15 protein-coding genes are annotated in these 18748 nt (G+C 39.8%); 9 read left to right on the top strand and 6 right to left on the bottom strand.

What is annotated here, in order from left to right:
• Window positions 1–73: 73 nt before the first annotated feature.
• On the bottom strand, window positions 74–2752 hold the full coding sequence (locus PaeCFBP13512_RS17170) for a YhgE/Pip domain-containing protein (protein WP_069329537.1): 2679 nt from the start codon (window positions 2750–2752) through the stop codon (window positions 74–76).
• Between the two features lie 362 nt (window positions 2753–3114).
• Here PaeCFBP13512_RS17170 and PaeCFBP13512_RS17175 point away from each other — a divergent pair, with 362 nt between their 5' ends.
• Window positions 3115–3342, top strand: coding sequence for a CsbD family protein (locus tag PaeCFBP13512_RS17175; RefSeq protein ID WP_069329536.1), 228 nt, complete (start codon window positions 3115–3117; stop codon window positions 3340–3342).
• Window positions 3343–3987: 645 nt separating this feature from the next.
• On the opposite strand, the gene PaeCFBP13512_RS17180 is transcribed toward PaeCFBP13512_RS17175, so the two are convergent.
• From PaeCFBP13512_RS17180 to PaeCFBP13512_RS17190, 3 genes are all read right to left on the bottom strand, one after another.
• Window positions 3988–4659 carry a GNAT family N-acetyltransferase gene (locus PaeCFBP13512_RS17180; RefSeq protein WP_137224832.1) on the bottom strand — a complete coding sequence of 224 codons (672 nt, stop codon included), beginning with the start codon at window positions 4657–4659 and terminating at the stop codon, window positions 3988–3990.
• A gap of 8 nt (window positions 4660–4667) precedes the next feature.
• Window positions 4668–5315 carry a GNAT family N-acetyltransferase gene (locus tag PaeCFBP13512_RS17185; protein WP_137224834.1) on the bottom strand — a complete coding sequence of 216 codons (648 nt, stop codon included), beginning with the start codon at window positions 5313–5315 and terminating at the stop codon, window positions 4668–4670.
• A gap of 66 nt (window positions 5316–5381) precedes the next feature.
• A complete protein-coding gene (locus PaeCFBP13512_RS17190) occupies window positions 5382–6239 on the bottom strand; it encodes a carbon-nitrogen hydrolase family protein (protein ID WP_069329533.1) in 858 nt (285 codons plus the stop codon).
• A 157-nt stretch (window positions 6240–6396) separates the two neighbouring features.
• Between PaeCFBP13512_RS17190 and PaeCFBP13512_RS17195 the strand changes: the two genes are divergently transcribed.
• The 3 genes from PaeCFBP13512_RS17195 to PaeCFBP13512_RS17205 all read left to right on the top strand — a co-directional run bounded on the left by PaeCFBP13512_RS17195 (window position 6397) and on the right by PaeCFBP13512_RS17205 (window position 9865).
• Window positions 6397–7827 carry a sensor histidine kinase gene (locus PaeCFBP13512_RS17195; RefSeq protein WP_441343341.1) on the top strand — a complete coding sequence of 477 codons (1431 nt, stop codon included), beginning with the start codon at window positions 6397–6399 and terminating at the stop codon, window positions 7825–7827.
• A 246-nt stretch (window positions 7828–8073) separates the two neighbouring features.
• A complete protein-coding gene (locus PaeCFBP13512_RS17200; RefSeq protein WP_425415585.1) occupies window positions 8074–9330 on the top strand; it encodes an MFS transporter in 1257 nt (418 codons plus the stop codon).
• Between the two features lie 154 nt (window positions 9331–9484).
• Window positions 9485–9865 (top strand): RidA family protein, encoded by a 381-nt coding sequence (locus PaeCFBP13512_RS17205; RefSeq protein WP_137224838.1) that lies wholly within the window; start codon window positions 9485–9487, stop codon window positions 9863–9865.
• Between the two features lie 101 nt (window positions 9866–9966).
• Here PaeCFBP13512_RS17205 and PaeCFBP13512_RS17210 read toward each other — a convergent pair whose 3' ends face one another.
• Window positions 9967–10725, bottom strand: a complete 759-nt coding sequence (locus tag PaeCFBP13512_RS17210) for a tryptophan-rich sensory protein (protein WP_137224840.1) — start codon at window positions 10723–10725, stop codon at window positions 9967–9969.
• Between the two features lie 310 nt (window positions 10726–11035).
• On the opposite strand from PaeCFBP13512_RS17210, the gene PaeCFBP13512_RS17215 reads away from it, so the two are divergent.
• The 5 genes from PaeCFBP13512_RS17215 to PaeCFBP13512_RS17235 all read left to right on the top strand — a co-directional run bounded on the left by PaeCFBP13512_RS17215 (window position 11036) and on the right by PaeCFBP13512_RS17235 (window position 17809).
• Complete coding sequence (locus PaeCFBP13512_RS17215; RefSeq protein ID WP_069329528.1) at window positions 11036–11917, top strand: carbohydrate ABC transporter permease; 882 nt, start codon at window positions 11036–11038, stop codon at window positions 11915–11917.
• Window positions 11917–12753 carry a carbohydrate ABC transporter permease gene (locus PaeCFBP13512_RS17220; protein WP_069329527.1) on the top strand — a complete coding sequence of 279 codons (837 nt, stop codon included), beginning with the start codon at window positions 11917–11919 and terminating at the stop codon, window positions 12751–12753. Before PaeCFBP13512_RS17215 ends, PaeCFBP13512_RS17220 begins: the two co-directional genes overlap by 1 nt.
• Before the next feature lie 82 nt (window positions 12754–12835).
• On the top strand, window positions 12836–14104 hold the full coding sequence (locus tag PaeCFBP13512_RS17225) for an ABC transporter substrate-binding protein (protein WP_069329526.1): 1269 nt from the start codon (window positions 12836–12838) through the stop codon (window positions 14102–14104).
• A gap of 116 nt (window positions 14105–14220) precedes the next feature.
• Window positions 14221–16659 (top strand): glycoside hydrolase family 31 protein, encoded by a 2439-nt coding sequence (locus tag PaeCFBP13512_RS17230; protein ID WP_137224842.1) that lies wholly within the window; start codon window positions 14221–14223, stop codon window positions 16657–16659.
• A 226-nt stretch (window positions 16660–16885) separates the two neighbouring features.
• A complete protein-coding gene (locus tag PaeCFBP13512_RS17235; protein WP_137224844.1) occupies window positions 16886–17809 on the top strand; it encodes an ROK family protein in 924 nt (307 codons plus the stop codon).
• On the opposite strand, the gene PaeCFBP13512_RS17240 is transcribed toward PaeCFBP13512_RS17235, so the two are convergent.
• Window positions 17792–18490: a copper homeostasis protein CutC gene (locus PaeCFBP13512_RS17240; RefSeq protein WP_137224846.1), complete on the bottom strand. Its 699-nt coding sequence runs from the start codon at window positions 18488–18490 to the stop codon at window positions 17792–17794. The two genes, PaeCFBP13512_RS17235 and PaeCFBP13512_RS17240, sit on opposite strands and share 18 nt — an antisense overlap.
• Window positions 18491–18748 lie beyond the last annotated feature (258 nt).

Genomic DNA, 18748 nt, shown 5'->3' on the forward strand with positions numbered 1-18748 from the left:
ATGTAAGATATTTTGCTATGCAAAAATCAGGTTTGATTGAAGTAGAAGAAGTCGCGCTTATGGTGCCAAGCGCTTAAGGAATTAGTTTTGTCTTTTTCGCTTTTTCTGCCATTTTCTCGGTTAACGGTCCAAGTGGTTTTTTGAATATGACTGCAAAGAGCATAAACAATATCATAAATCCAACCAGATACATCACATCTCGATAGACTGTCTCCATCAGCATACCGCCGACAGCTTCACGTAGCACTTCAACCGCATACGTAAATGGGAACCACGGATGTAAGGCTTGGAAAAAAGTACCGGTCATACTGACAGGGAATGTACCGCCTGAACTTGAAAATTGCAGTACGAGCAGTATAATCGCAAGCCCTTTACCAATATTACCGAATACCGATACAAGGGTGTACGTTAACGTGACAAATACCATACTGATTAACACACTTAATCCGACAAACCAGACTTTATCGACGACATAGGCACCTAAAATAAAGATATCACCGAGTGAAATAATCAGCGCTTGTACCATACCAATCGTCATAAAGGTGAACATTCGACCAAAGTAAATCTGGTATGGACGATACCTTTTCTCAATATCCTCTACTTCCACTTTGAACATGGAGACTAACAACATTGCCCCTACCCAGATCGAGAGTGTGGTATAGAAAGGAGACATGGCTGATCCATAGTTAGGGATAGGATATGTGCGATTAGCTTCTAATTCAACAGGGCTAGATAAAAAGTCACTTTCTTGTTGAATATCGCCTTTAAGCCATTTGATAATCTGGGACAGCTCACTATCACTATTTTTGAGCAAACGAACTTTATTGGCTGCACTGTGCACTGATTTTTCAAGTCCAGGCAGATCATTGCGGATAAAGTCGCCTACTTTGTGCACCGCATTTTCAGCTTCAGGCAGTTTATTTTGAATCAAATCAGTAATTTTATCTAATTCTTTCTCTGCTTTGGGTAGATCATTGCGTACAAAGTCAGCAGCATCATGAATTTTAGTCTCTATGCCAGGCAGATCATTATTTACAAAATCAGCAGCATTGTTTATCAGCTTGGTAAACTCCACCATTTTGCTTTGTAGTAATTGATCGGCATCATGTAATTTTTTCTCAATATTCGGTAGATCGGTCTGTAATTGCTTTAACTCTTCTTGACCGAAAGCCACACCACTTTGAGCATCGTTTAGTACAGCTTCGACATCAGGAAGCTTCTGTTGAGCCGTTTGAAGAACACTGGCTGCGTCTTTGGCGACGGTTTTGAGATTATCTAATCCTTGATTAATATTAGGTACAATCTCTGAATCGTATCTTGAAATAAGATCTCCTAAAGCATCACTTGCATCAGTAGACAATTGACGAAGATTGTTCAAAATATCTTCAGCCGGTTGTTGTCCATTGGTTATCGCTTGATGAATACTGCGTACCAGATCCAATTGACGTTCAAATTTGTCATGTACGGTGTTCAGACGACTAATCGGATTATCGAGTGGATGGTTAGGTAGTACATTATTTAAGCGAGTTAATAGATCAGTTGTACGTTCTATAATACCGATAGCACGAGATAATCGTGTATCAAGAAACGACAGAGCATCCAGTGCTGCTTGTGGATCAATATCGGCTCCTTGAATCGCATCTACCAGTTGAGTGGTTGCATCCGCTGTTTGTTGTAAAAGGACTAGATTTTGACGAACAATAGGCGCTACTGAATCAAAAGCACCATCGTTTTCATCTAAAAATGTATTCACTCGATTGGTAAAATCAGCACTGATATCGGTGATTTCTTTGACTTTAGGTAATGCTTCTTGAGCAGCTGTGATAATGCCGGATAATTTGTCAGCATCATCAATCGCTTGATTCAGCGCATCTTCGACTTTGTAAAAGTTTTTGTCCAGTTCACTGACTTTATCTGCCGCCGCTTGAATTTCAGGCAGACGCTTTTGGAGTAAAAGAATCTGGTTGCCTGCTTCTTTGATCTTCGGAAGATTATCTTCTACCTTGAGAATCATATCGCCAGCGGCTTCGATTTCAGGAATACGTTTTTGCAAAGCAACTATTTTTTGAGCTTGAGCATCAATCTGAGGAAGCTTTTTCTCAAGTTCTAACGCTTTATCTGCAAATTCATCAATCTCTGGCAATCGAGCTTCTAATGTCAAAATTTTATTCTCAATATTACGAATCGTTGGCAATTCTTCTTCTAATTTGATGCCTGCATCTTGCATCTTGGTAAGTACGGCTTCACTTGCAGTCGCTATAAATTCGTCACTGATCTGTTGAGTGATCGTAGATGCACCTTTATCTGTAATCTTAGGAGCAACTGCACTGATTTTTTCATTCACCGTATAAATGATTTTGGGTTTGACAGGATCATCGGTTAAGATACTTGCGATTTTGTCAGAAAAGTCGGATGGGATTAACAGGCTAGCATAATACTCTCCTGTATCTACGCCATGTTTGGCTGTCTGTTCATCCACAAATGTCCAGCCAAGTGTCGTATTCTTTTTTAAATTTTGCAGTACTTGATCCCCGACATTGATCTCTTTGCCTTCAATCTTGGTGCCTTTATCTTGAGAAGTGATCGCAATTTTGATGCCTGATGTATTGCTGTACGGGTCCCACATCGCTTTGAGGTTAAACCACGCATATACAGAAGGTAATAACATGATTGCAATGACCAGTAGAATACCTGTAGAGACGCCAAAAATGTTTTTCCAATCACTTTTATAAATAGTCCAAATATTTCTCATAACTTTGTTATACCACCTAATCGCCTATAGTCAGTTCAATAGTCTATGATATCATTTAACCTCTAATTCTTAACATTACCCTAAAGATTCAGAAGCAAAAGGTCAGGTTAAATACAAAATAAGATAGCTTCTATTCGTACCTTAAGATTACACACCTTGAGTATGGATAATAAACGCTATATGCCTAACAAGCAAGTGAATATTATCTTTTTACTTAGGTAGGCTATCTAATTAATATATTATATCATAATTTTCATAATGAGAATGCTTTGAATCAAAGTAAGTCGGTATGCATATCAGATAAAGTTATCATCATTAATCTGATACTGATCCTATCCAAAATGATAAAGGAGCGAATAACCATGAATGATGATATTATCAAAGGTAAATGGACTCAATTTAAAGGTGAAGCGAAAAAACAGTGGGGTAAACTAACTGATGATGATCTTGATGTGATCAACGGTGAGAAAGAAAAGTTTATCGGAAAACTGCAAGAGCGTTATGGACATAGCAAAGAAGCAGCAGAAGAAGAGTACAATACGTGGAGTAAGCGTCACTATGAAAATAGTGCAAATAACACGTTGTTATAAGCTGTATCGAAATAGAATTGAAATTTAGACTTGCCAGAATGGTCAAAGTATCGTAAAATTGGTCTTGCATGTGACTAACAACGACATAGATGGCACATAACATAAAGGGCGATTGTAATATCCTTAATCGGGGATATCACAATCGCCTTATTCATTTGTAATGGGAAAAATAATGGAATGCTGGGGCGCGTGGAGAGGCGCTGCGAGAAGGGGATCTTCTTGGCGTCGCTGGTGAACAATGATCCCTTGAATAACCGCTTTGCGGTGGGGATCACCGTTCAAAGGCGACTTTCAGAAGATTCCCCTTCTCTCCGCTCACTACGTGCTCGGGCATGGAATAATGATTTTTCTTGCGGCTCCGCCGTGGGTGTGGGCAGGGTAGAGAAGGAAAGTTAAGAGAGTATGATTGGGTTATAGGGATTTTAAGATTTTGGTGTTAAAGAAATTTGTTTGTTTTATATATTATATATACGGATGAAGTAATGGAATAGTTTACAGTTTATTAAAAAAAATGTTTGGTACTTTAAATATATTGAATATATTGAATATATCAAATACATATGATTATAAATGAGAATGTAAAAAGGCTGATGCTAGGGAAGTGTTTCTCGCTGGCATCAGCTTTTTGGTATGATTTTTTTTATTTTAGAGTGGGAGTAGAGAGACTTGGGAGCGTTGGCCGACTTGGGTGACCATTTGTTCCCACGCTTCCGGTTTTTGAGCTAGGACGGCGTAGTAACGACGTAGGAACTTTTCGATCAGTGATCCGGGTAGAGATTGAGTTGCAGGATCGTAGGCTAAAAAGCAGAAATCGAGTTCGGATACGGCTTCACCGTCATTGTTCCATGAAGGGTGAATATAAGGGAAGTCTAATTTGCGATAGCCTAGATGAGACAGAACTTCGCGGCGTACAAATGGGTCCATGGGTTTGATGCCACCAAACTCATGATGTTCGATACGATAGGGATCGTAGATTTCAGCGAACATACCGAATAATTCTTTGCCTGCTTCACTAGCGACTTGTTGTAGATCGAGCTGGCGTTGTTGGGCTAGAAAAGCGCCGATCCCAAGTCCGGGTTCACCGATAATTGTAAAGTCAGTCATCGCTACATTATCATCTTCGTAATAACGATATTCTGTTGCACCTACGACTTTGCCTTCATGTACAGCTACAAACACGCGGATACTCGGATCTTCTAACGGTTCTTTCCACAGGTCAAATGATAGTACTTCCTCTGCGGGGAAAATCCGTCCCATTAAGCCGTGCATATCTGCAAATAACGGATCTTCGATATGATTGATACGTACAAATTCCATTGATAAGGTCATCCTTTCAAGTTACGTTTAATAAGAAGCGGATTTTGCCATTCCATCAGAACAGCATAATGGAGTGATTCTTTATCATCTAAATAATTTTCAATAATCGTCAGTGGTGTTCGTCCGCATCGCAGTAGAAAAGAAATGACCGGATCGTATTGTGTGCCCTGTGTAATCGCTTCGACATATTGCTGTGGCGTGTAGTCCTGAGCGACTTTGTGATAACCGGGCATACGACCTGCACCAAGCAAGCGGGTCAGTCCCATCGCTGTGACCACTTCATACATCGACTGCATCATTAATTTACCCAAGCCCCATTGCCGATAATGAGGGTGTACACATAGATCAGCGACATACAGTGTATCTCCTGACGGTTGATGATTGCGAATATACCCGTTATCTGTGACTTCTTCCCATGTATGCTGAGGATGTGCAGGATCGAAATGAATCAATAATGAAGTCATCGAACCTGCTAGCACACCATCGATTTCGATGCAAAGAGCTCCTTGCGGAAAGCGAGAAATATGCTCACGCAGTTGCTCGGCATTCCACCACAACTCCGAAGGATAGGGTGGAGGGAACGCCGCACGTTGAATTTCGATCAAGTCTGCAAAATCTTTTTCGGTATAAGAACGCACAATAGCAGGATATGGCATTTGGTTATGGAATACATAACAAGATTTATAATATGATGGAAGAGTACCTTCAAAAGTGCTCATGACTTAAGACCAATCGGTATAGAGATCGGTACGGCGATCACGCCATGTGGTAACAGAACCTTTTTCACGGACTTGATATAATAGTTCTAGATCCAGATCGGCAGTCACGATCATATCATCATTAATCTCGCCTTCGACTAGAATACCTCGTGGTGGAAAAGGAACATCGTTAGGCGTAATAACAGCCGCTTGTCCAAAGTTACCACGCATAAAGTCTACCGTTGGTAAAGAACCGACTGTTCCTGTAGTGACTACATAGATTTGATTCTCGACAGCACGAGCATGACTGGTATAGCGAACACGATGGAATCCATGACGATCATCAGTACAGGATGGACAGAAGATGACATCTGCACCTTTAGCTTTTGCCATACGTACAATTTCAGGAAATTCAATATCGTAACAAGTTAATAAAGCAATTGTACCTTTATCGGTCTCAAATACGGTTAAGCCTTCACCGGGTGACATATTCCATTCGGTCACTTCTGTTGGTGTAATATGAAGTTTGGGCTGTACAGCTACCCGTCCATCTGGATAAAATAAATGAGCAGTGTTATATAATTTTCCTTCTTTTTCGATCACATGAGTACCACCGATAATATGCATTCCTGTTTCTTGAGCTAATTGTTGAAACAAATGTATATAAGAGTCGGTAAACTCGGGCAATTTCTCGATACCTAAAGCTTTGCCGTGCACATCACCTATGGATAACAATTGAGTGGTGAAAAATTCGGGAAACAGAATAAAATCGACTTCAAATTCTTGAGCCGTCTTCACGTAATGAGTAACTTGAGCTGCAAAGTCTTCGAAAGACGCTATCGTTTGAAGGCGATATTGTACCGCCGATACGCGAAATTTCATAACCAATTCAAACCTCCTTGAAGTTCATATACAGACATCATAACAGAATTTATAAACGTTACCAAAAAGCAAAAAAGATGTGGTATATACTGCAAATTTAATTGGAATATACTATAATAATTTTACTTTATTTTACATTAAAATTAGAGGTGATCATGTGGGGTTCATAAAGAATTTCCTGATGAATGCGGGTATGATGGTCACCATTGCATATGTGGCAAATATTATTTATAAATATGCCCTTATACGCTTTTCAGCACGCATTAAGTATATTAGTTCAATCTTTTTATTGATTTTTGCGGGTTGGGCAAGTTGCTTTTTTGGATTTCGGTTAAGTGAAAACGTTATTTTTGATCTGCGATTTTTACCTTTGATCGTAGCAGCGGCTGTTTATTCACGTCCGATTGTCATTATGTTGGTAGGTATTGGGATAGGATTAACTCGATTAACCTTCAGTATTGATACAGCGGCTTTTGTAGGTGTATTGAATTTGACCATTTTGGGAGCAGTCTGTGCTGTTCTTAATATTTGGATGCGTAATAGTGCGGTGAAGTTGTCTATTAAAGGGATTGTCACTGTGCTGGTCGTGAATATGGTTAATGCATTTGATATTGCTGTATTAGGTGTTGTACCGACACGTGTCTATGTATTCGAGATCATGCCGTTTACTTTGCCGATGTCTATTTTAATGAGTGGCGTATTTGTATTGATTTTGCGTGACTTTCATATGGAACAACAACGTATGTTGCAACTTGAACGCGCCAATGAGTTATTGTATCAACAGACCGAAGAACTGCAACAGACTCAATTTGTGTTAGAAGAACGAGCCAAGCAATTGTTATTGGTCTCTCAATACAAATCTGAATTTTTGGCTAATATGTCTCATGAATTGCGCACTCCGCTTAATAGTATTATCAATTTAGCGCAGATGATGGCAGACAAAGAAGATCAACGGACAGCAGAAGAAACGGTTCTTTATAGTGAAATGATCTATCGATCGGGTCTGGATCTTCTCGAATTAATTAATGATGTACTCGATTTGTCCAAAGTAGAAGCGGGCAAACTGGATATTACGTATGAAGAAGTGAATCTACGTGAACTGCTGGAAGGATTACGGATGCATTTTGAGATTATGGCTCGTAAAAAAGGGATTGCTTTCTATACAGAACAAGAAGAGGATATTCCACCGACTATGGCATCAGATGCTCAGCGTATCCAACAGATTTTGCGTAATTTGCTTGCCAATGCTTTTAAATTTACACAAAAAGGTAGCGTCACGTTGCATCTTTATCTGTATCGCTGTGCAGAAGATCATAGCGAATGGATTGTATTTTCAGTACAAGATACAGGTATTGGGATTCCTCCGTCTCAGCATCAATTGATTTTTGAAGCTTTTGAACAAGCAGATAGTTCGATCACTCGTCGTTATGGAGGTACAGGTCTGGGATTATCGATCAGTCGTGATCTAGCGAATATGTTAGGTGGTTATCTGCATATGGATAGTACAGAAAATGAAGGGAGCACGTTTGCCCTCTATCTTCCGTTGTTACATATGGATCGTGATGAGCCTTCATCTCCCACGCTGTAAATCCATCATTTATCATCGGCATAAGCAAATTGAACAAATAAATTCAATTTATTTATCAATTTGTTTGTTGCATGATTGCTGAAATGATAACGGATACATGTCTAAACAAGAGTATAATCAACGTTTGGTTATCTTCAGGAAGGGTAAACAAACCTAACTCTAAAGTTTTCGTAGTCAAGGTTACTTTTGTCATTTACGAAGGAGAGGATACTTATCAAACGAAGACGTGCTCTTGGACTTAACCGTTTGAATGTGCAGAAGCGACGATATTCGATGTATCGTAATCATTTACGAATCGCTACAGCAGAAGGCATTCCAGCCACGATATTTGCAACGTTATTAGGAGGTCCTTTTTTAACAGGTTTTTTACTGTATCTTGGTGCGACAGCAGGAGAGATTGGATTTGTGATTGCATTAACTACACTGGTCAATGTCGGACAGGTGATTGTTGCTTTTCTTATCCAACGATTACATAAGCGGAAATGGGTATTAATTTTATCTGTATTTCTGCACCGCGTACTATGGGGGGCTACAGGGCTTGTACCGTTTATTTTTGCCAAAGAACTCTGGGTTCCTGCTTTTATTATGTTGTATATTTCAGCCTTTGTAGCGAATGCTGTAATCGGTGTCGTATGGGCTTCGTTGATCGGGGATATTGTGCCCGGACGATTACGAGGTAGATATTTTGGGATTCGCAATACAATATTGAATGCGCTCGGTAGTATCACGTTATTTGTCGGAGGATTTCTACTGGATAAGTATCCCGGCGGGCAAGGTTTTCTGATTTTATATATTATTGTCTGGATCTGTGTTGTTATGAATGTGGTGATCTTTTTATTCTATCCAGATGCACCTTTCGAGCGTTCAGCAGAGACCAAGTTCGTACCCATGTTGCGTAAGCCGTTATATGATGGTCTATTTATGAAAGCAACATGGTTTCTAGCGTGCTGGTTATTGTTGCAGACACTGGTCGTTCCGTTATACTCGTATGTGATGTTAGAAGTACTGCATGTGAGTTACTCGATTACATCGACGATGACAGTAGTGCAGACCATATTTATGATGATCAGCTTTTATTTCTGGGGCAATATGAATGCACGCTTTAGCAATAAAACATTGCTGTATTGGACATTGCCATTTATTGCGGCTTCTTGTATCGCTTGGAGTCTAAATGCGATTATTCCGACGGTGCTGGCGTTATTGATTATTCATATGTTGCTAGGCGTAGGAGTGGGTGGATTCAACCAATTATCTTTTAACTTTATTATTGGAGATACGCCGAAAAATGATCGTCCGATGTTTATCGCTGTCTATTCTGCCATTACAGGACTGACTTCTTTTATCGGGCCATTGGTAGGTGGTAAGATTTTTGAATGGATTGAGCCTTTGCCTAGATGGGTGCAGGTATTTGGATTTCAGACAGCGGTAGGTATTTTATTGTTATTACTAGCCCTGACAGTAGGACGTAAAGTATTGAAAAATCCCAATCCTCATTCCTTTTAAATTCGACGAGTGACTCAACATACAGAGGATCATCATGATTGAACAGATAAAAATTGCCAAACTCCAGTGTACACGCTTAAAATGAGTTCAGGCATACTGCAAACTATGAGTATACATTCGATTACACTATTTTGATGAAAAGAGGTTATGATCAATGAGCAAACAACCGATTTCTACCGATCGTGCTCCTGGAGCACTTGGACCTTATTCCCAAGCGATTGATACAGGGCTTTTTATTTTCGCATCCGGTCAATTGGGTCTTGATCCTGTCAGTGGAGAATTAGCAGAAGGTGTACAAGAGCAAGCACGTGTAGCTCTTGAAAATGTCACTGCTGTTCTAGATGCCGCAGGTAGCAGTTTAGATCAAGTGGTCAAAACGACTGTATTTTTGCAAGACATGAATGATTTCGCAGCAATGAATGAGATTTATGGTCAATTTTTCAAAGAACCATATCCGGCACGTAGCGCTGTACAGGTAGCTCGTCTACCGAAAGATGCTTTGGTTGAGATCGAAGTTATCGCTTTGAAAAAATAATTAGATGAACTTAAAAAAGACGTTCTCGTGTATAGAGAACGTCTTTTTTTGATCAAATTAAAGATCATGCAACACAATCGCACTACATATCTATTACATTCTTAATCCCTTGTACGATTACGAACAAAGAAGATAAAGATCGCATAGATAAACAGCACAACTGCTAAAATAATAGCCGTTAACCATGTGGCATGGGAGTCTTGATGTTTGAATGCAATCGCACTATACGCCCATACAAAGACTAGCGGATAAATACTATCACGATAACGATATCCAATCACAAGAGCAATCAATGCACCTACGATTAGTCCAATGACTGACCAGACAGTCGGTGATAGTCCAAAACCAGACCAATCATTTTTGTGTAAGACGATTCCGATATTCAAAATAGTAGCTACGGATACCCAACCCATATAAATACTGAAAGGTAATTTGACGAGAATAATCTGCGCTACAGAAGGACGAACGATTCTTCTTGTGCGTACATACAACACAATGGTGGTTAATAATAATAAAATAATAATCACTGTTGCAATCTCAGTTAATAAAGAGTGCCAGAAGAATAACCAGATGATATTACATAATGAATTGATGACTAACCACATTCCGACTGCTTCGATTCCTTCGTTACTTTCAGAAGAATTGCGGAATTGATAAATTACAAAGCCGACTAATAGCAGATAGATTACAGACCATATGGAAAATGCATAACTAGCAGGTGTTAATAGAATTTCGAACATGTCTGAAATTTCACCTGTACCTCTACCAAATAGCGGTAGTGTCGCTGCTAGATAATTCATAACCAATACCGCCGCAATAGCTACTGCATTAAGCCATTTGTACGTATTGAGTTTGGACAATAGGAGCCCCTCCTTATTTTTTTGAGTTTATATGTAAAGCTAACATTCAATAAACAGAATGCTTTAACTATATACCCATTTGAAGCTGTAATTACACAGAATAAGTTATTTACCACCTATTAGCAGAAGTGATGAAAGTAATCATATGGATATACTCATATATGCATGTATTGGATTCAAAAAAATGAATGCGCTCTCATAATTTGAAATGAATATTCCTAAAACAGTCATCAATTTGACAAACCTTGGGTATATAACAATATGTTGATTGTTTCAGCTGATAAAAGGGACTTGAAGGAGGACATTGAATATGGTCGGTAAAAAAGCGTCACAATGGATTCAACAGATTGTTTTTGTAGGACCTGCAACCTTGTTTTTTGCATTGATTGTGATTATCCCCTTTATTTTGGGACTGTACTACTCATTTACAGATTGGAATGGGATCTCGAAAACAATCAACTGGGTTGGATTTAGCAATTACACACATATCGTTACCAAAGATCCTGATTTTCGAAATGCGTTTTGGTTTACCGTTCGCTTTACAGTAGTTGGCATTATTATTACCAATGTTATAGGCTTTGCTTTAGCGTATATTTTGACCAAGCCTTTATTTACACGTAATCTGATGCGTACGATTTTCTTTATGCCGAATATGATCGGTGGATTGTTACTTGGATTCATCTGGCAGTTTATTTTTATCAAAGGATTTGCTGCTGTCGGTGAAGCTACTGGATTATCGTTATTCAATCTTCCATGGTTAGGTGATCGCGCTACTTCATTCTGGGGAATCGTGATTGTGTTTGTCTGGCAGACCGCAGGTTACTTGATGGTTATTTACATATCGTCGTTAAACAATGTACCCAAAGATGTTTTGGAATCGGCTGAAATTGATGGAGCGACACGCTGGCAAGTAGTGCGTCATATTATTTTCCCATTAATTATGCCTGCGATTACGATCTGCTTGTTCTTAGCGATCTCATGGGCGTTCAAAATGTTCGATCTCAACTTAGCGTTAACCAATGGTGGACCATTCAAAGCGACTGAATCGGTAGCATTGGATATTTATAATGAAGCCTTTACCAATAACCGTCTAGGCTTAGGTACAGCAAAAGCAGTTATTTTCTTCGTGATTGTTGCACTGATTACCAGTGTGCAGGTACGTCTGACGAAAAGCAGGGAGGTTGAACTGTAATGGATATTCAAAAACGATACGGTGTCCGTACACTGATTCTCGAAATTATTGTTGTGATTGTCGGCTTAATCTTCCTGATTCCGTTTTATTTTTTATTGGTCAACTCTGTTAAGTCATTTGCAGACATTTTGTCCAATTCAGCAGGCTTGCCGCAAGCTTATTTATGGAGCAATTATGCCAAAGCATGGACAGCTATTGATTTTCCTACAGCACTTAAAAATTCATTGATCGTTACGATCGTTAGTAATCTATTGCTCGTCTTAATCAGTTCAATGGCGGCTTATCAGATGGTACGTCAGCCTTCTTTGTTTAATCGTATTCTATTTTTCGTATTTGTTGCTGCGATGGTTATTCCTTTTCAATCAATCATGTTGCCACTGATGGAAATGGCAAGTAAATATCGTTTGAATAATAGCATGTACGGGTTGATCGTAAGTTATCTTGGATTTGGGGCACCGTTATCTGTATTTCTTTTCCACGGATTCGTCAAAACGGTTCCTCTTGAAATTGAACAAGCGGCGCGTGTAGATGGTTCTTCACGTTATGGTGTGTTTTTCCGTATTGTGTGTCCATTAATGCAGCCGATGTTTGTAACAGTTATTATTCTGAACACATTATGGATCTGGAACGATTATCTTTTGCCTTCTCTAATCTTATCGAGTCCAGAATTACGCACCATTCCTATCGCGACGTATAGCTTCTTCGGTCAATACACGAAGCAGTGGGATATGGCATTACCTGCGTTGGTACTTGGCATTACTCCTATTATTATTTTCTTCCTGTTTATGCAGCGTTATATTATCGAAGGTATCACTTCAGGATCAGTTAAAGGGTAATAGGAAGATTCTCTGACCTACAATTAATATTCAAAATGAAATAGAGAAAAAATCTAAATCAGCAAAACAGGAGGATCGAAGTATGAAAAAAATACTTTTACTACCACTGACTTTGCTATTCGGATTAGCGACAGTATTATCCGGTTGTGGCAATCAGAATACAGAAGATGCAGGTGGAACCAAAACGATTCATATTTATCAATATAAAGTAGAAATCTCTGATGCACTTGCCAAATTAAAAGTAGAGTATGAAAAAACGCATCCTGGCGTGAAGTTGGATATTCAGTCTGTCGGTGGCGGTAGTGATTATGCGGCTTCGCTTAAAGCCAAATTTGCTTCAGGGGATGAACCTGATATTTTCAGTAACGGTGGATATGAAGAAATGAATCTGTGGTTTGAATACATGGAAGATTTGTCAGATCAGCCGTGGGTGAGCGATCTGGTCGATGGAGCGAAAGAATCTATTAGTCGTGACGGGCATATCTATGGACAACCGATCGGTTTAGAAGGATATGGATTTATTTATAACAAAGATATTTTTGATAAAGTAGGGATTAAAGAATTACCTACCACATTAGAAGAATTACAAGCCGTCTGTGAAAAGCTGAAAGCTGCCGGTTATATTCCATTCTCAAATGCATTCCAAGAATGGTGGGTATTAGGGAATCATAATTCCAATATTCCGTTTGCGCATCAAAGTGATCCTGTACAATTTCTACAACAATTGGATGCAGGTACAGCACAGATTCCAGGAAACGAGAAATTTACAGACTGGTTGAATCTGGTTGATCTGATGGTGAAATACGGAAATAATAATCCGTTAACGACGGATTACAATACACAGGTGACGTTGTTCGCCAATGGTAAAGCCGCAATGATGCAACAAGGGAACTGGACACAGGTACAGATTGACGGGATTAAGCCGAATATGAATATTGGACTTATGCCTATCCCGATTAATAATGATAAGCAAGAAAATGATCGTCTATTTGTCAGCGTGCCTAACAACTGGATTGTGAACAAAAATTCACCGGTTAAAGCAGAAGCAAAAGAATTTTTAAATTGGTTAGTGACTTCAGATACAGGAAAACACTATATCACTGACGAATTTAAATTTATACCTGCTTTCAAAAGTATTCCTACCACCGATAAACAGCTAGGTCCTATCGGTTCAGATATTGTAAAATACAATGAAGCAGGCAAAACGCTCCAATGGGTATTCCCACGATTTGCAACAGGATTAACCAAAGATTACGGCAGTACGATTCAAGCATACATCGCTGGCGAGTTGACTAGAGATGAGATGCTGGAACAAATGCAAGCAGAATGGGTTAATTTGCAATTAAGATAGTTTGACATGAATAGATCTTGTCGTAGATCAGGCTAAGCGAGTAGCAGGTGTAAGCCTGATCTATGATCAAGGTATATCATGTCCCACCAAAAGCTAAAGTGGAGGGGAAAAGTAGAATGGAAGATACAAGCGAAGCGATACACCCGGACAAAGCAGGCTTACCTGTCGTGCAAGAAACATGGAACTCATTTGGGCATATGATTCGCTGGCAAGAACATAATGGAGCTTACCTTTGTTACGGAGAACGCAGTCATGCCGCCCTTATTTTTTTATCAGATGGCGAATTTCGCTTCAAAGTATTTCAAGGAGAATATCCTGATCTATCGACAACGATAGCCATATTACCTCGCACAGAAACATCCCAACCAGAAGTTGAAGAAAACGAAGAAAACCTTGTTTTTACAACATCGGTTATTCAAGTTTTGCTCAATAGGCAAACGTTTGCACTAACGGTGTTAGACAAGAATGGTCAAGAGATTGCCCGTCAAGAAACAGTCAGTTGGAGTCCGCGTGGAGCAACAAATGGATTGTTCAATATGCAAGAAGGCTCGCACTTTTATGGCTTAGGGGAAAAGTCTAGCTTTCTTGATAAACGTGGAGAACGGTATACGATGTGGAATACGGATGTGTATGCTCCACATATGCCAGAGATCGAAGCGTTGTATGAATCGATTCCATTATTGCTGCATATGCAAGGCGAGACCACATATGGCATTTTTCTAGATAATCCGGGGCGTTCAGACTTTGATATGCGTTCACATGGTGTAGCCTATACGATTGGATGTTCTACAGGTGAATACGATATTTACTTTATCTATGGACCGGAATTGAAAGATGTAATTCGTCGGTATACCGCTATGACCGGACGTATTTCTTTACCACCCAAATGGGCGCTTGGTTATCATCAATCCCGTTATAGTTATATGAACCAGAGTGAAGTGATGCAGTTAGCACGTGATTTCCGTGAGAAAGATATTCCGTGTGATGTGATCTATCTGGATATTCATTATATGGAAGGCTATCGTGTATTTACGTTTGATAAAATTCGCTTTCCTGATCCGAAAGGTATGATCGCCGAACTGAAGGAAATGGGGATTCGTATCGTACCAATCGTCGATCCCGGCGTGAAAAAAGATCCTAAATATCCCGTATATCGTGAAGGGGTGCAAGAAGATCATTTCTGCCGTTACTTAGAAGGAGATATCTATTTCGGAGATGTATGGCCGGGTACCAGTGCTTTTCCTGATTTCACAGATAATCGAACAGCGGAGTGGTGGGGTCAATTGCATGAATATTATACCTCACTCGGAATAGAAGGCATCTGGAATGATATGAATGAACCGGCTGTTTTTAATACATTGAAAACGATGGACTTGGATGTGATTCACAAAAATAATGGCAAGCCAATGACACATGAAGAATTGCATAATTTGTACGGATTATTAATGTCCAAAGCGACGTATGAAGGTATGAAAGATCATATGAATGGTCGTCGTCCATTTATTTTGACCCGTGCAGGTTATTCAGGTATTCAGCGGTATGCGGCTATCTGGACAGGGGATAATCGTAGCTTCTGGGAGCATATGGCGATGGCGATTCCCATGGTACTTAATATGGGTCTATCCGGATTACCTTTTGCAGGGCCTGATATTGGCGGATTCGCACATCATACGTCTGCACAGTTATTGGTAAGATGGACGCAGATGGGAGCCTTTTTCCCGTATTGTCGGAATCACTCTTCTCTGGGCACAACACGTCAGGAACCATGGTCGTTTGGTGAGCAGATTGAAGGTGTTTTGCGTGAATATATCGGGCTACGTTATCGCTGGTTACCACATCTGTACAATCTATTTCATGAAGCGTCCCAGACAGGAATGCCGATTATTCGTCCACTGATTCTAGAATATCCACGTGATCCACAAGTGACGAATCTATGTGATCAATTTCTTGTAGGCGCCGATTTATTAATTGCACCGATCTACCGACCGGATACGTACTGTCGTGCAGTGTATTTACCAGAAGGCATATGGCATGATTACTGGACAGGTGAACGTCATCAAGGAGGCACGCATATATTAGTTGATGCTCCGCTGGATGTATTACCGATGTTTATCCGTGCAAGTTCGATTGTAGTTGAAGGATCTTTACGTCAATATACCGGTGATCAAGCTGACGATTCGATTACATTCCATATTTATGGTGCGATTGCAGATGATTCATTTACTGCGGCATACAGTCTATATGAAGATGATGGAGAAACATTTGCTTATGAAAATGGCAAGCACTCAAAGCTGGATATTCGTGTACAAGGGGAGACCGATGGATTACGGTTGTCGATGCGCTATGCTCATAGAGAATATGTAGCTGTACGTGATCAATTGCGCTTTACATTACGTCAACCTGAATTCACGCCATCCGAAATTGTAGGGCTAGAGTCAATCACATTGGATGATCTGGCTGAAGGGAAAACAGGCTGGAGTATGGATGAACAAAGTGGCGATATTTTAATTCAAGTATTGGATACCGAACAAAATGAATGGATTCTAAAAGTCTAAAAAAAAGGTCATTTCTTTCACAGAGATTGGTGAAGGAGATGACCTTTTACCATGTTATGATATAAGTAGATATCTTCATTTTTACTTATGATTTTAAATAAAAAGACGATAATGATGATAACTACCCCAATGAGCTTTTAGACTAGATTGATAAATTATAAAATAGATGTGAACTGTCTTAGATGATTATATTACATAGAAATCTACTTATATTGGAGATGAATACATGCAATCATGCTGGATCGGAATAGATATAGGAGGCACTGGCATTAAAGGGGCTTTGGTAAATGAGCAGGGACAGATGATTGAACGTATGGAGTTGCCTACCCAAGCAGAACAAGGTGCTGAATTTATATTAGGACGAGTCTTATATATCGCCAATGAACTCAAAAGTATTGTCTATGATAGTGTGAAACAACGCTTTATCTCCGTTCATGGTATCGGTATCGGTTCCGCAGGTCGAATCGATCGTGAAAGTGGGATCGTAATTGATGCGACTGATAATTTGCCGGGATGGAAAGGAATGCGACTGGCTGAATTGGTTACTGCTTCAACAGGACTACCATCATGGATTGTCAATGATGCTCATGCTGCTGCCGCAGGAGAAGATTGGATTGGTGCATCTTCTCAGGTGCAATCTTCTATCATGCTAACGATCGGAACAGGAGTAGGTGGTGCGCTTGTTCACTATGGTGAAGTCATCTCCGGTCAATACGGAGGAGCTGGTGAATTAGGGCATATGATTCTACACCCTGGAGGCTTACCTTGTAATTGTGGTAAAAAAGGATGTGTTGAACAGTATATCTCAGGCACAGCACTACATCGTCGTGCAGATGAGTATGTACCCGGTTGGAATGCATATACTTTGATGAGAGAAGCCAAGCAAGGCACAGCAGAAGCATTATTTATATTAGACGGATGGATCAATGATCTGGCAAATACGATTATTAATATGGATCAAATCTTCGATCCACAGGCGATTGTGATCGGTGGTGGTGTAATTGTTACACGTGGAACGTGGTGGGAATTGCTTCTTCAACGTATTCAAGAATTGGGCGGTAGACCGGTATTATTAATGCCTGCACAATTAGGGAATCATGCAGGCATGGTAGGAGCGGCTCGAATTGCTATGTTAAATACTCAATTGTAAAATACGCTGTGCTTCGGCGATTCGAGTAGGATCAAGAGCAAGCTGAATATCGCTATTGATACGCATAGCGCTACCCAAATGAACTTCTTGAATACATGTCTCTTTGATAAAGGTAGCCAGATTCTGCAAAGTTAATCCTGCTCCAGCAATCAATTGAATATGAGATTGTTTGGTTAAGCGATCCAGAGTAATCATTGGCTCGGTAGCTTGTATCACTGAAGGTTGCCCCCCTGAAGTTAAAATATGCGTAATCTGAGGATAGCGTGATAATATCTCCAGCCCTCGCTCTAGATCATCCAATTCGTCAAAAGCACGATGGAACGTAAAAGGCTTGCCATCTGCCGCATCCAGTAGTCGCTCTAATGCAATAATGTCAATCTCCCTATCCGCAGTTAGTACACCAGTGACTATCGCTGCTACATCCGTATGAGAGATATGACGGATATCCTGTACCATCTGCGTTAGATCAGCATCATCATATACAAAATGATGACTATGTGGACGCACCATTATATTGATAGGAATAGAGACCGATTCGGTCATTTGTTCGATAACGTCTAGGCTGGGTGTAAGCCCTCCTTCTTGTTGAGTCGCTATCCATTCGATTCGATCTGCACCTGCTTGATCTGCAATGATAGCATCTGCTGGCGTTGTTGCAATCACTTCCAGTATTTTTCGCATAACAACCTCTCTTTCTGTACTCCTATTTATAGACAGCTTACCATGTTCGTGATTGCCATTTTAAGATTTTTAAAATGAATCTCAGTCTTTTTAGTAGGAAATCTGGAATTTTTGGGCATCCACCCTTATAATAGATAAGATACCTACTCTGACAAAGATTATTGTTGTTTGTCAGAATTTTGGTGATAAAATCATTTTCTCATTTGACTTAGTCGTGCTGGTATAGATAAGCACTTATTATGAAAACGTAACTGAGAT

It is taken from the genome of Paenibacillus sp. CFBP13512 (assembly GCF_005233705.1).
Taxonomy (GTDB): domain Bacteria; phylum Bacillota; class Bacilli; order Paenibacillales; family Paenibacillaceae; genus Saccharibacillus; species Saccharibacillus nuruki.

Excerpts from the sequence above, each read along its gene's own strand:
- PaeCFBP13512_RS17240 (WP_137224846.1), bottom strand. The coding sequence starts at position 18,490 with ATGCGAAAAATACTGGAAGTGATTGCAACAACGCCAGCAGATGCTATC.
- PaeCFBP13512_RS17180 (WP_137224832.1), bottom strand. The coding sequence starts at position 4,659 with ATGGAATTTGTACGTATCAATCATATCGAAGATCCGTTATTTGCAGAT.
- PaeCFBP13512_RS17230 (WP_137224842.1), top strand. The coding sequence starts at position 14,221 with ATGGAAGATACAAGCGAAGCGATACACCCGGACAAAGCAGGCTTACCT.
- PaeCFBP13512_RS17225 (WP_069329526.1), top strand. The coding sequence starts at position 12,836 with ATGAAAAAAATACTTTTACTACCACTGACTTTGCTATTCGGATTAGCG.
- PaeCFBP13512_RS17215 (WP_069329528.1), top strand. The coding sequence starts at position 11,036 with ATGGTCGGTAAAAAAGCGTCACAATGGATTCAACAGATTGTTTTTGTA.
- PaeCFBP13512_RS17235 (WP_137224844.1), top strand. The coding sequence starts at position 16,886 with ATGCAATCATGCTGGATCGGAATAGATATAGGAGGCACTGGCATTAAA.
- PaeCFBP13512_RS17220 (WP_069329527.1), top strand. The coding sequence starts at position 11,917 with ATGGATATTCAAAAACGATACGGTGTCCGTACACTGATTCTCGAAATT.
- PaeCFBP13512_RS17190 (WP_069329533.1), bottom strand. The coding sequence starts at position 6,239 with ATGAAATTTCGCGTATCGGCGGTACAATATCGCCTTCAAACGATAGCG.
- PaeCFBP13512_RS17185 (WP_137224834.1), bottom strand. The coding sequence starts at position 5,315 with ATGCCATATCCTGCTATTGTGCGTTCTTATACCGAAAAAGATTTTGCA.
- PaeCFBP13512_RS17205 (WP_137224838.1), top strand. The coding sequence starts at position 9,485 with ATGAGCAAACAACCGATTTCTACCGATCGTGCTCCTGGAGCACTTGGA.
- PaeCFBP13512_RS17175 (WP_069329536.1), top strand. The coding sequence starts at position 3,115 with ATGAATGATGATATTATCAAAGGTAAATGGACTCAATTTAAAGGTGAA.
- PaeCFBP13512_RS17170 (WP_069329537.1), bottom strand. The coding sequence starts at position 2,752 with ATGAGAAATATTTGGACTATTTATAAAAGTGATTGGAAAAACATTTTT.